The following is a 12,521-nucleotide window of genomic DNA, read 5'->3' as shown; positions in this document are numbered from 1 at the left end:
CGCCCGGGCGTCGACGGATCCCCCCGGATAGGCCACGCATAGCGTGGCTGTCTCCACTGTACTGATATAACGATGGGCGTGCGGGGGCGCAATCCGGGAAATCGCCGTGAACTGTTCCAGCGCGAGGTAGGCATGGCATCCGCTCTTCCCTTCACATGCACGACACGTAAACTGTGCGCGACATGACCGTGCTTCTTGCCCCGATCGACCTGAGCACAGGCACGATCCTCAGCGACGAGGTCTACAGCCGCATCGGCGCCGCCATTCTCGACGGCACCCTCGTCGCCGGCGCGCACCTGCGCGATACCGATCTCGCCCTGCAGCTGGGGGTGTCGCGCACTCCCGTGCGCGAAGCGCTGCAACGGCTGGAACGCTTCGGGCTGGTGGAGGTCGCCGTCGGACGCTACACGCGGGTGTCCGAACCCGACGACCGACTGCGCGAAGAGACGGGCGTGTTCACCGCGTACCTCATGGGCAACGCGTTGCGGATGGCCCTGAGCGAGGCCTCCGAGGAGGAGCTCGACGGCATCCTTCACGCGGCGGATGCCGTGGTCGACAGCGCCCGGGCGGGGGTTCCGCTGCTGGTGTTCGAGGCGTCGGCGGCGATGTTCGAGCTCGTGACCTTGGCGACGCACAACGGCGTCTTCATCGGCGTCGTCCGAGAAGCGGGGTTGGCGATCCAGCGGAATCTGCGCGGCTGGACCCCGTTCGTCGCCGGCCCGCTGGCGCGCGCCGACGACTATCTGACGCTGCGCGCACAGATCGCCGCCCGCGATGCCGACGGCGCCGAGCGCACCCTCCGCACGCTGCACGGCGTCGGCTGAGCCCCCGTCGGCCGTCGCCACCGTCGGCCGTCGCCGCCGTCGCCGTCGCCGCCGTCGCAACGGCGATACCGCCACCGCGGCCGTCGGCATCCGCGCCGTCGCGGCATCGCCGCTGTCGCGAAAAACGGAAATGTCGCGAAAAACGGATGCCACGGGCACCACGCATCCGTTTTTCGCGGTTTCTCCGTTTTTCGCGACGGCAGAATCGCGACGGGCAGAATCGCGACGGCAGAATCGCGACGGCAGAATCGCGACGGGCAGAATCGCGGCGGGGGAGCGATGACGGGAATGGGAAAGGGCCCGATCGGGACCCTTTTCCTGTCGTGCGCGAGGGGGGACTTGAACCCCCACGCCCTTTCGGGCACTGGCACCTGAAGCCAGCGCGTCTACCTATTCCGCCACTCGCGCGAATCCGTGTCGCCACGGACTCAACCTCCCGAGGATATCACGCAGGGCGTCGCAGGCAGAATCCGAGGCGGGGGCCCACCGCGCCGCCACCCGCCGAAATCGCAACGTGCCGCTCGCGCCCAGGCTGTGCAATTAGCATGTACGCACCGGTCGGCGAGCCTGAGGAGCCCCGTGGGACTACTGGACAGCTTCGAGAAGGGACTCGAACGCGCCGTCAACAGCGCGTTCGCGAAGTCCTTCCGCAGCGGCATTCAGCCCGTCGAGATCGCTTCGGCCCTGCGCAGCGAGCTCGACGCGAAGGCCGCCGTGGTCAGCCGCGACCGCATCCTCGCACCGAACTCGTTCCAGGTGCGGCTGTCGCCCTCCGACGCCGAACGGATGGGCTCGCTCGGCGAGACCCTCGACGACGAACTGCAGCAGCTCGTGCACAAGCACGCCAAGGCGCAGGGCTTCACCTTCGCCGGCCCCGTCACGATCGGCCTCGCCGCCGACCCGCAGCTGCCCACCGGCACGCTGCGCGTCGACTCGCAGACCGCCGCCGGGCAGGTCGCCTGGCGCGGCGTCGTCGACATCGACGGCACGCGGCACGCCCTGAAGAAGGGCCGCACGGTCATCGGCCGCGGCAGCGACGCCGACATCACGATCCCGGATGCCGGCACCAGCCGCCGCCACGTCGAGATCCTGTGGGACGGCGAGCGCGCCCTCGTGCGCGACCTCGGGTCGACCAACGGCACGCAGCTGAACGGCACCAAGGTCGCCGAGGCCGCACTGCTGCCCGACTCGGTCATCACGATCGGCCGCACCGACATCGCGTTCCACGTCGTCGCGCAGGCGACCCCGCCGCGGCCCACGATGTCGGCGGCGGATGCCACGCGCGCCTTCGGGATCGGGGGCGCCTCGTGAGCGAGCTCACCCTGCTCCTGCTGCAGGTCGGCTTCCTGATCCTGCTGTGGTTCTTCGTCTTCGCCGTCGTCTACTCGCTGCGCGCCGACCTGTTCGGCGTCAAGGTGCGCAAGCTCCCCGACCCGGCTCCGGCGGCGGCACCCTCGGGTCCCGGCGCGCCTGCCGGGGTCACCGCCCCCGTCGCCCCCGTCGCGGCGGCCGCCGCACCGAGCCCGGCGCGCGCGAGCGCGCCATCCCCGACGGCATCCGGCGCGCAGACCGCGACCCGCGACGCCGTCGCGCGCATCGTCATCACGAGCGGCCCGAAGGCCGGCCTGGAGCTGCCGCTCGGCACCGAGGCGCTGACGATCGGGCGCTCCAGCGAGTCGGGGCTCGTCATCCGCGACGACTACACCTCCAGCCACCACGCTCGGCTGCTGCTGTGGGGCGATCAGTGGATGATCCAGGATCTCGACTCGACCAACGGCACCTGGCACGACGGCGCCCGCGTCACGACCCCCGTTCCGGTGCGCGTGGGCGCGGCGATCAAGGTCGGCGCGACGACGTTCGAGCTGAGGAAGTAGCCCCCGCGTCATGGTGTTCGAAGGCTCGAGCGTCGCCATCTCCCACACGGGGAAGGTGCGCTCCAACAACCAGGATTCGGGCTACGCCGGCTCGAACCTGTTCGTCGTCGCCGACGGCATGGGCGGGCACGCCGGCGGCGACGTCGCGTCGAGCATCGCCGTGCACCGGCTGAAAGAGCTCGACCACCCCTACACCTCCACGGCCGAGGCCGAGCGCGCCCTGCAGGATGCCATCGGCTCGACCGCGACAGTGCTCATCGACACCGTCGGCGAGCGTCCCGAGCTGGCCGGCATGGGCACCACCGTCAGCGGCATCATCATGGTCGACGACTACGCCGTCATCGCCCACATCGGCGACTCGCGCATCTACCTGTACCGCGACGGCGCGCTCACCCAGATCACGACCGACCATACCTTCGTGCAGCGCCTCGTCGACTCGGGTCGCATCACCCCCGAAGAGGCCCGGTACCACCCGCGCCGGTCGGTGCTCATGCGCGTGCTCGGCGACATGGACCCCGACCCCGAGGTCGACACGTTCATCATGGCGACCCAGCCCGGCGACCGCTGGCTGCTGTGCTCCGACGGACTGTCGGGCGTCGTCGACGACGCGCACACCGCGAAGGCGCTCGGCCAAGGGCTGCCGCCCGGCCGCACCGCCGACGTGCTGCTCAAGCAGGCCCTCGACGGCGGCGCCCCCGACAACGTCACGATCGTCATCGTCGACGTCGGCGGCAGCCACCCGATGTTCAGCGGCACGCCGACCATCGTCGGGTCGGCCTCGAACCCGCAGGGCGTCGAGGTGCCCGCCGCGCGGCCGGGGCGCACGAGCTGGCTGCATCCGAACCGGCAGGCCGCCAACGAGCCGACGCACTTCGAGCCGGCCGCCGAGTTCCTCGAGGAGCTCATCGAAGAAGATCGCCGCCGCGCCCGGCGCCGCCGCGTCTGGTGGATCGTCGGCCTCGTCGCGTTTCTCGCGGCGCTCGCCGCGGCCGCGTTCGGCGCGTACAGCTGGACGCAGTCGCGGTACTTCGTCGGCGCCGACGACGACACGGTCGTGATCTTCCGCGGCATCCAGCAGGATCTGGGTCCGATCTCGCTGTCGTCGGTGTTCGAGGACACCGGCATCCTCCTGTCGGATCTGCCCTTCTACCAGCGGCTCGCGGTGACCGAGACGATCTCGGCGCGCTCGTTCGCCGACGCCGAGGCCATCGTCGACACGCTGCGCGACACGTCGGAGGCGGACCAATGACGGCCATCGACACGGCCCCGGCCGACACGACCGTCGTCAAGGCGCTGCGCGGTCTCCGGATGCCGCAGACCCAGCGCAATCGCGAACTCTGGCTGCTGATCTTCGCCTTCGCGATCAATGCCGCCACCGTCGCGCTCGTCCAACTCGGCGCGACGGGGCAGATCGACTGGACCTTCCTGTACTACTGCGGGGCTCTCACGGCTCTCGTGCTCGGGCTGCACGTCGCGCTGCGCCTGCGGGCGCCGCAGGCCGACCCGTTCGTCGCGCCGATCGCGACCGTGCTGTCGGGGCTGGGCCTGGCCATGATCTACCGCATCGACATCGAGAAGGAGATCTCGGGCTGGGAGGCGCTGTCGACCCGGCAGCTCGCGTGGCTCGCGATCGCGATCGCCGGCGCCGCCGTCATCGCCGTCGCGCTGCGCAACTACCGCGTGCTGTTCCGTTACACGTACGTGTTCGGGTTCGCCGGCATCGTGCTGCTGCTGCTGCCGTTCGTCCCCGGCCTCGGCACCGACGCCAACGCCGACGTGTGGGTCTCGATCGGCGGCATCTTCTCGTTCCAGCCCGGCGAGCTGGCCAAGATCGCGCTCGCGATCTTTTTCGCCGGCTACCTCGTGCGCACGCGCGAGGCGCTGAGCTCGGTGGGCACGCGGTTCCTCGGCATCACCTGGCCGCGCCCGCGCGAGCTCGGGCCGCTGCTGCTGGTGTGGCTGGCATCCATGGCGATCATCGTGCTGCAGCGCGATCTCGGCACGGGCCTGCTGCTGTTCGGCATGTTCATCGCCATGATCTACGTCGCCACCGGCAAGACGAGCTGGGCCCTGCTCGGCCTCGTGCTCGCCGTCGGCGGCGCGGTCATCGCGGCGCAAGTGCTCACCTACGTCGGATGGCGGTTCCAGAACTGGCTGGATGCGTTCAACCCCGACATCATCGACCGTCAGGGCGGCAGTTATCAGCTCGTCAGCGGCATCTTCGGACTGTCCGAGGGCGGATTCCTCGGCACCGGCCTCGGCCAGGGCCGGCCCGGCCTGACGCCCCTGTCGCAGAGCGACTACATCATCCCGAGCCTCGGTGAGGAGCTGGGGCTGATCGGACTGTTCGCGATCCTGTGCCTGTACATGGTGTTCGCGAGCCGCGGCATCCGGATCGGGATCGCGGGGCAGGACGACTTCGGCAAGCTCCTCGCGACCGGCCTGTCGTTCACGATCGCCCTGCAGGTGTTCATCATGGTCGGCGGCGTCACCCGCATCATCCCGCTGACGGGGCTCACGACGCCTTTCCTCGCGGCGGGCGGGTCGTCGCTCGTGGCGAACTGGATCATCGTGGCGCTCCTGCTGCGGATCTCGGATGCCGTGCGCTCACGACCCAGAGTTGTGATCGGATGAGGGGGGTGATCGGCTGACATGACGAAAGAACTCCGACGCCTGTCCATCGTCATGCTCGCGATGTTCGTCGCCCTGTTCGGCGCGACGAGCTGGATCCAGGTCGTGCAGGCGGGCGAGCTCGGCGAGAACCCCCGCAACAAGCGCGCCCTCTACGACTCGTTCGAGGTGCAGCGCGGATCGATCATCGCCGGCGACACCGTCATCGCCTCGTCGGTGCCCAGCGGCGATCTGTACAGCTGGCAGCGGCAGTACCCGGATGCCACGATGTGGGCGCCCGTCACGGGCTACCTCAATCCGCTGCTGCAGTCGGCGACCGGCCTCGAGCAGGCGATGAACCGCGAGCTGTCCGGCACGGCGGGTTCGCAGTTCCTCTCGCGGGTGGAGCGCGTCATCACGGGGCAGTCCCCGCGCGGGTCGAACGTGCTGGTGACGATCGACCCCGCCATCCAGCAGGCCGCGTTCGAGGCTCTGGGCAGCTACCAGGGCGCCGTCGTCGCGATCGAACCTTCGACCGGGCGCATCCTCGCGATGGTGACGAGCCCCAGCTACGACACGAACACGCTCGCCGCGCACGACTCCGACCAGGTCAACGCGACCTACGACGAGCTCCTCGCCGACGCGCTGAATCCGCTCTGGAATCGGGCGATCGCGGGCAACCTCAACCCGCCCGGGTCGACGTTCAAGCTCGTCATCGCCTCGGCGGCGCTGTCGTCGGGCGCGTACACGCCCGAGTCGACCTTCCCGAATCCCGCGCGCTACACGCTGCCGGGCACGACCACCGAGATCAGCAACTTCGACGGCGGGACGTGCGGCGACGGCGACGTGGTGACGATCGCCACGGCGCTGCGGCTGAGCTGCAACATCCCGATGGCGCAGCTGGCGGTGGCGCTCGGCGAAGACGCGATCCGCGCGCAGGCCGAGAAGTACGGGTTCAACTCGACGTTCGAGATTCCGCTCGACGTCACGGCGTCGGTATACCCGCAGGGCCAGCTCTCCGACGACAAGACGGCCCTCACCGGGTTCGGCCAGGGCGACGTGCTGGCCTCGCCCCTGCAGATCGCGATGGTCTCGGCGGGCATCGCCAACGACGGCGTCGTGATGAACCCGCGTCTGGTCGACAGCGTCGTCGCGCCCGACCTGACGGTGCAGCAGACGTTCGAGAACACGCAGTTCGGGCGCGCGATCAGCACGGAGGATGCCGCAACCATGACCCAGCTCATGATCGCCAATGTCAGCAATGGCGCAGCGAGCGGTGCAAGAATAGACGGGGTCGATGTCGCCGGGAAGACCGGCACCGCGGAGCACGGAGCGGATGACCCCTACACGCTGTGGTTCACGGGTTTCGCGCCCGCGGACAATCCTCAGGTTGCCGTCGCCGTCCTGATCGAGAATGGCGGAGGGCTCGGCCAGAACGGCACGAGCAACGGGATCGCGGCCCCCATCGCGAAGAAAGTCATTGAGGCGGTGCTGAGCAGATGAGACCGACACAGGGTGTGAGCTTCGGCGGGCGCTATGAGCTCGACTCGCGGATCGCGATCGGCGGCATGGGCGAGGTCTGGGAGGCGACCGATCACGTCATCGGGCGCACCGTGGCGATCAAGATCCTCAAAGACGAGTACATGGGCGACCCCGGCTTCCTCGAGCGCTTCCGCGCCGAGGCGCGCCACGCGGCGCTCGTGAACCACGAGGGCATCGCGAGCGTCTTCGACTACGGCGAGGAGAACGGCTCGGCGTTCCTCGTGATGGAGCTCGTCCCGGGCGAGGCCCTGTCGACGATCCTCGAGCGCGAGGGCTCGCTGTCGACCGACAAGACGCTCGACATCGTCGCGCAGACCGCGGCGGCGCTGCAGGCGGCGCACGCGGCCGGTCTCGTGCACCGCGACATCAAGCCCGGCAACCTCCTCATCACGCCCGACGGGCGGGTGAAGATCACCGACTTCGGCATCGCGCGCATCGCCGACCAGGTGCCGCTGACGGCCACCGGCCAGGTCATGGGCACGGTGCAGTACCTCTCGCCCGAGCAGGCGTCGGGCAGTGCCGCCTCGTCGGCGACCGACGTGTACTCGCTCGGCATCGTCGCGTACGAGTGCCTCGCCGGCAAGCGCCCGTTCACCGGCGAGTCGCAGGTCGCGATCGCCATGGCGCAGATCAACGAGACCCCGCCGGCGCTGCCGGAGACCATCGCGGCGCCGGTGCGCAACTTCGTGATGTGCATGATCGCGAAAAAGCCCGAAGACCGGCCCGCGACCGCCTCGGCGGTCGCGCGCGCGGCGACGGCCCTGCGGCGCGGAGACGTCGCCGCGGCGGCCGCGATCGTCCCGGCGATCGGGGGCGGCCAGCCGATCGACGAGGTGACGAAGCTGCTGTCGGCGGGGCTCGGGGGTCTCGCCACGCAGCAGGCCACCCGCATCCTGCCCGCCGAGACCGAAGACGCCGACGCCACCGACGAGCCGGCGACGACGCGCAAGCGCAGCCCGTGGACCTGGCCGCTGATCGCGCTCATCGTGCTGCTGCTGCTCGTGCTGGGCGGCACGCTGTTCGCGCTGTTCGCCAATCAGGGCGACGATGCGGCGGCTTCGCCCACCGACACCAGCACCGGCACGAAGACGGCGACCGAGACACCCACGCCCACCCCCACCACGGTCGCCATCGCCGACCTGGGCTTCATCGGCATGACGTGCGACGCCGCGCTGCAACTGGCCAACGACAACAACATGACCGCGGTCTCGTGCGTCCCCGGCGACCCCGCGCCCACGGCGGCCGACGAGGGCGTGATCTACCAGATCAACCCGTCGGCGGGCAACGTGCCGCTGGATGCGACCGTGACGCTCACCTACTACGGCGCGCAGACCGAGCTGGGCACCCCCACCAAGCCGACCGTGACGAACAACCCGGTCGGGTCGATGTCGTTCACGATCACGTGGGAGGCGTTCTCGTGCCCGGCCGGGTCGACCCTCACGGCGTACAACTTCACCGTGATCAACGGCACCTTCGACGCGAGCGGCAGCACGACCTACCAGTCGCCGACGACCCCGCGCAGCCTCGCGGTGACGGCGAGCTCCGACGCACAGTCCGGCGCGTACGTCCAGGTGTCGTACACCGCCCAGTGCGGCGACCGCGAGACGGCCGCCTCGCCCGAGGGCCAGGCGCAGATCCCGAGCTCGACGCCCTCGCCCGAGGCCACCGACTGAGCTCTGCGCGGGCGGGTTCGATTAGGCTGGGTGTTCAGCGCCAGTCCAGGGGAGTGAAGTGTCCGCAGAGCCACGCGTGCTGTCCGACCGCTACCGGGTCGATGCGCTGATCGGTCGCGGCGGCATGGCCAGCGTCTACCGCGGCTTCGACGAGACCCTGGGCCGCCCCGTCGCGATCAAGATCCTCAAGCGCGAACTCGCCGAAGACAACGCCTTCCGCACCCGTTTCCGCCTCGAAGCCCAGGCCGCGTCGCGCATGTCGCACCCCGCGATCGTGCGCGTCTACGACGCCGGCGAAGATACCGGCACCGATGCCGACGGCACGACGCATCCGGTGCCGTACATCGTGATGGAGCTCGTCCACGGCCGGCTGCTGAAAGAGATCGCCGCCGACGGCCCGCTGCCGATGGGCGAGGCCGTGCGGTATGTCGACGGCATCCTGGAGGCGCTGGAATACTCGCACCGTGCGGGGGTCGTGCACCGCGACATCAAGCCCGGCAACGTGATGGTGACGGATGCCGGCCAGGTGAAGGTGATGGACTTCGGCATCGCACGCGCGGTCTCGGACTCGTCGTCGACCGTCGCCGAGACGACCGCGATCATCGGCACCGCCGCCTACTTCTCGCCCGAGCAGGCCAAGGGCGAGCCCGCCGACGCCCGCGCCGACCTCTACTCGGCCGGCGTCGTGCTGTACGAACTGCTCACCGGGCGCACGCCGTTCCGTGGCGACTCGCCGGTCGCGGTCGCCTACCAGCACGTCAGCGAGACCCCGGCGACGCCGTCGGAGCTCATCGGCACCGTGCCGAGGTCGCTGGATGCCGTCATCCTCCGGGCGCTGGCGAAGGATCCCTACCAGCGCTACCAGGACGCGGCATCGTTCCGCGAGGCGCTCGATGCCGCCCTCGACGGCCGCGCCCCGAGCAAGCGCCAGGTGGGCACGCTCACGAGCGAGCTGTACGGCGCCAATCCGCGCCAGGCCGCCGAGACGGCCCGTTCACTGCACCAGCTGAGCACCGACACGACGATGCGCCGCACCCAGCCGGGGCCGCCCGCCGCGTGGATCTGGGCCGGGGTCGCGATCCTCGCCGTCGTGCTGATCTCGGTGCTCATCTGGGTCATGACCAGCCGTCCCGGGCAGACCGTCGCCCCGAACGCCCGCGTCGTGCCCGACCTCGTCGACGTCTCGTGGGACCGGGCCAACGAAGAGCTCACGAAGCTCGACCTGCAGGGTGTGCAGCTGGAGGAGAGCAGCGACAAGATCGCCAAGGGCAACGTCACCCGCACCGACCCCGCCGCGGGCACGACCGTGGCGCCCGGCCAGGAGATCAAGGTGTACGTCTCGACGGGACAGGAGATGTCGACCGTCCCGACGCTCGAAGGGCTCTCGACGGCGGATGCCACCGCCGCTCTCACCGGGGCGGGGCTCACGCTCGGGCCGGTCACGAGCCGCAACGATCCGAACATCTCGGCCGGGACCGTCATCTCGGCCGATCAGGCCGAGGGCGCACAGGTGCCGACCGGCACCGCCGTGGGCCTCGTGGTCGCCAGCGGCAAGGTCACCATCAGGGACTACACGAAGACCTACACGGTCGAATCCGCCCGTGCAGAGCTCGAGTCCGAGCAGCTGGGGCTCACCGTCGTCGTCGCGGAGGACGCCTCGTGCCATGCGACGGATCCGCCGACGGTCGACCAGCAGTCGCTGCCTCCCGGCGACGTGCCGATCCACTCGGAGATCACGCTCACCGTCTGCACCGGCCCATAGCGGCTCGGCCGCCCGACAGGAAGCGGCTCAGCCACCGACCGTGGACTCCTGCGGGTTGACGAACTGCCCGGCCCAGGGGAAGACGTACCAGAACAGGCCGTAGAGGATCGCGGCGGCGAGGGCCAGCAGGATGAGCACCCGCACCCACGCGGGCCCGGGCAGGATGCGCCAGAGGGCGGCGTACATCAGGTGGTCCCTCCGCTCAGTGACGCCGGCGGGCCGTCGACGGCGGGCGTGAAGCTCTCGAAGATCGCGTAGGCGATGATGCGCTCGAGCATGTTGTACTTCGGCGCGCAGCTGGTGAGCGTGAGGTAGCGCGCGTCGGCGGTCACGCCGAGCTGCTGCGGCACCGGCAGCAGCACGTCGACCTGGGTGTCCTGCACGTACTCCAGCGTGCGGAAGCGGTACGTGTACCACCCGTCCGGCGTCTGGATGACGATGGCGTCGCCGATGACGAGCTGATCGATCGGCCCGAACGGATCGCCCGAGGTCCAGCGGTGCGCGGCGTAGACCGTGTTGCCGACCTCGCCGGGCATGGCGGTGTCGGGGTAGTGCCCGACGTGACCCTGGTCGAGGATGTCCTTGCGCGTCACGCCGCCGTCGATCTGGAACTGCCAGTTCGCACCGAACCGCGGGATGAACATGACGCCGACGACCGCGCCGTGCTCCGGCTGCGCCGCAACGGGGATGACGGGGTCGGTCGGCGCCGGCGTCGGCGTGCCGGTCTGGGACTGCGCCTGCGCCTGCTCCTGGGCCGCGTCGATCCAGCTCTGCGACAGGGCGCTCGCCTCGGCGTTCTTCTGCGCGCCGATGATCATGTCGCCGACCCACACCTGCCACACGACGTAGAGCAGCGCGACCACGCCGACGGTGATGAGGATCTCGCCGATCACTCCGGCCACCGAGACGCGACGTTTCGAGCGCGCGTGCGGCACCGCCGTCTGCGCGGCCGCGCGCTCGGAAGCCTCAGTTTCCCCCATCCGGCGATTCTCGCACGCATGGCTGTGCGCCGCCTGCCAGGTAGACTCGCTCCCATGGCACGTTCAGGCAAGGATGACGAGCAGCTCGTAGAGCCCCATGAGCGCGATTCCGCTCCCAACCCGGTGTGGTTCAAGCCCATCATGCTCGGCCTGATGATCCTGGGCCTGCTGTGGGTGATCGTGTTCTACCTGAGCGGCCAGATGCTGCCGATCCCCGGCATCACCAGCTGGAACCTCGTCATCGGGTTCGGCATCGCCTTCATCGGCTTCCTGATGACGACGCGCTGGCGCTGATCCGTCCTCCACAGCCTGTCCACCGGGTGTGAATTACACCGGTGTGATTCATCCCCAACTGTGGATGAACCTGTGGATAATCGCCGGCATCCGGTTCAGTGGGACAAGAGCAGCGGGATGCCGAGCAGCACCAGCAGCCCGGCGCCCACCGCGATCAGCAGCCACACCTGGCGTCGCTGCTGATCGCGCCGGCGGGTGCGGGCGAAGATGAGGCCGAGGAGCGCGCCGACGAGGCCGCCGCCGATGTGCGCCTGCCACGCGATGCCCGACCCGGGCAGGAACGTCAGCACGAGGTTGAGGCCCAGCAGCACGGCGATCATCGTGACGTTGGCGCCGAGGTGCCGGCCGATGACGAACATCGCGCCGAGCAGACCCCACACGGCGCCGGACGCGCCGACCACCCACGTCGTCGGCGCGAGCAGCGCCGTCAGGACCGACCCGCCCAGCGCGCTGAGGAGGTACAGCGCGAGGAACCGCCCGCGGCCGAGCAGCGGTTCGAGGCTCCGCCCGAGCGCCCAGAGGGCGAGCATGTTCAAGGCGACGTGCCAGATGCCCGCATGCACGAGCGTCACCGTCACCAGCCGCCACGGCTGCACGTACGCCCACTCGGCGCTGAACGCGAGCAGTCCGCGCACGGTCTCGCCGAAGCCGGGGATCAGCCCGATCAGGAAGAAGACGCTCGTGACGATGACGAGGGCGTAGGTGACGACCGGCCTCGTGCTCAGCGCGCTCGATGCCCGGCCCGGGGCTCGGCGCCGCGGCATCCGGGTCACGGTCGCCACGTGCGCCTGCTGCTGCGCGGCCAGGCACTCGGGGCAGATCACGCCGACCGGCATGGCGGTCTGGCACTGCGGGCAGATCGTGCGCAGGCATCGCTGGCAGAGTACGAAGCTCTGGCGCTGCGGATGCCGGTAGCAGAAGTTGTCCGGGTTGCTCGCGAAATCGTCGGTCATCGGTCCCCG

At 69.9% G+C, this 12,521-nt stretch carries 12 protein-coding genes and 1 tRNA gene; 9 read left to right on the top strand and 4 right to left on the bottom strand.

The annotated features are described in order from the left end of the window. The first annotated feature begins 182 nt into the window (after positions 1 to 182). Positions 183 to 824 (top strand): GntR family transcriptional regulator, encoded by a 642-nt coding sequence (locus tag QM720_RS05760; protein ID WP_415125188.1) that lies wholly within the window; start codon positions 183 to 185, stop codon positions 822 to 824. A gap of 324 nt (positions 825 to 1,148) precedes the next feature. Here QM720_RS05760 and QM720_RS05755 read toward each other — a convergent pair. Then, positions 1,149 to 1,232, bottom strand: a tRNA-Leu gene (locus QM720_RS05755). A 171-nt stretch (positions 1,233 to 1,403) separates the two neighbouring features. On the opposite strand from QM720_RS05755, the gene QM720_RS05750 reads away from it, so the two are divergent. From QM720_RS05750 to pknB, 7 genes are read left to right on the top strand one after another with little or no spacing between them, the layout of a single operon-like run. Further along, entirely contained in the window at positions 1,404 to 2,135 is a 732-nt protein-coding gene (locus tag QM720_RS05750) for an FhaA domain-containing protein (RefSeq protein ID WP_415125187.1), read from the top strand. Further along, on the top strand, positions 2,132 to 2,698 hold the full coding sequence (locus QM720_RS05745; RefSeq protein ID WP_415125186.1) for an FHA domain-containing protein: 567 nt from the start codon (positions 2,132 to 2,134) through the stop codon (positions 2,696 to 2,698). Before QM720_RS05750 ends, QM720_RS05745 begins: the two co-directional genes overlap by 4 nt. A 10-nt stretch (positions 2,699 to 2,708) precedes the next feature. Continuing rightward, positions 2,709 to 3,947, top strand: a complete 1,239-nt coding sequence (locus QM720_RS05740) for a PP2C family protein-serine/threonine phosphatase (protein ID WP_415125185.1) — start codon at positions 2,709 to 2,711, stop codon at positions 3,945 to 3,947. Further along, complete coding sequence (locus QM720_RS05735; RefSeq protein WP_415125184.1) at positions 3,944 to 5,332, top strand: FtsW/RodA/SpoVE family cell cycle protein; 1,389 nt, start codon at positions 3,944 to 3,946, stop codon at positions 5,330 to 5,332. Before QM720_RS05740 ends, QM720_RS05735 begins: the two co-directional genes overlap by 4 nt. A gap of 18 nt (positions 5,333 to 5,350) precedes the next feature. After that, positions 5,351 to 6,811, top strand: coding sequence for a peptidoglycan D,D-transpeptidase FtsI family protein (locus QM720_RS05730; RefSeq protein WP_415125183.1), 1,461 nt, complete (start codon positions 5,351 to 5,353; stop codon positions 6,809 to 6,811). Then, positions 6,808 to 8,523, top strand: a complete 1,716-nt coding sequence (locus tag QM720_RS05725; protein ID WP_415125182.1) for a serine/threonine-protein kinase — start codon at positions 6,808 to 6,810, stop codon at positions 8,521 to 8,523. Before QM720_RS05730 ends, QM720_RS05725 begins: the two co-directional genes overlap by 4 nt. A 58-nt stretch (positions 8,524 to 8,581) precedes the next feature. Next, positions 8,582 to 10,285, top strand: a complete 1,704-nt coding sequence (gene pknB / locus QM720_RS05720; protein ID WP_415125181.1) for a Stk1 family PASTA domain-containing Ser/Thr kinase — start codon at positions 8,582 to 8,584, stop codon at positions 10,283 to 10,285. Between the two features lie 27 nt (positions 10,286 to 10,312). Here the strand turns inward: pknB and QM720_RS05715 are convergent, their stop codons facing one another. Continuing rightward, positions 10,313 to 10,471: a hypothetical protein gene (locus QM720_RS05715; RefSeq protein ID WP_415125180.1), complete on the bottom strand. Its 159-nt coding sequence runs from the start codon at positions 10,469 to 10,471 to the stop codon at positions 10,313 to 10,315. After that, complete coding sequence (locus QM720_RS05710; RefSeq protein WP_415125179.1) at positions 10,471 to 11,265, bottom strand: class E sortase; 795 nt, start codon at positions 11,263 to 11,265, stop codon at positions 10,471 to 10,473. Before QM720_RS05710 ends, QM720_RS05715 begins: the two co-directional genes overlap by 1 nt. 54 nt (positions 11,266 to 11,319) lie before the next feature. On the opposite strand from QM720_RS05710, the gene QM720_RS05705 reads away from it, so the two are divergent. Continuing rightward, on the top strand, positions 11,320 to 11,559 hold the full coding sequence (locus QM720_RS05705) for a cell division protein CrgA (RefSeq protein WP_415125178.1): 240 nt from the start codon (positions 11,320 to 11,322) through the stop codon (positions 11,557 to 11,559). 95 nt (positions 11,560 to 11,654) lie between these two features. On the opposite strand, the gene QM720_RS05700 is transcribed toward QM720_RS05705, so the two are convergent. Further along, positions 11,655 to 12,512, bottom strand: coding sequence for a rhomboid family intramembrane serine protease (locus QM720_RS05700; protein WP_415125177.1), 858 nt, complete (start codon positions 12,510 to 12,512; stop codon positions 11,655 to 11,657). Between the last annotated feature and the right edge of the window lie 9 nt (positions 12,513 to 12,521).

Source organism: Microbacterium sp. (genome assembly GCF_047602155.1).
Classification (GTDB): domain Bacteria; phylum Actinomycetota; class Actinomycetes; order Actinomycetales; family Microbacteriaceae; genus Microbacterium.
Note: the sequence above shows the minus strand (reverse complement) of the source record. Positions and strands in the feature narration are given on the sequence as shown.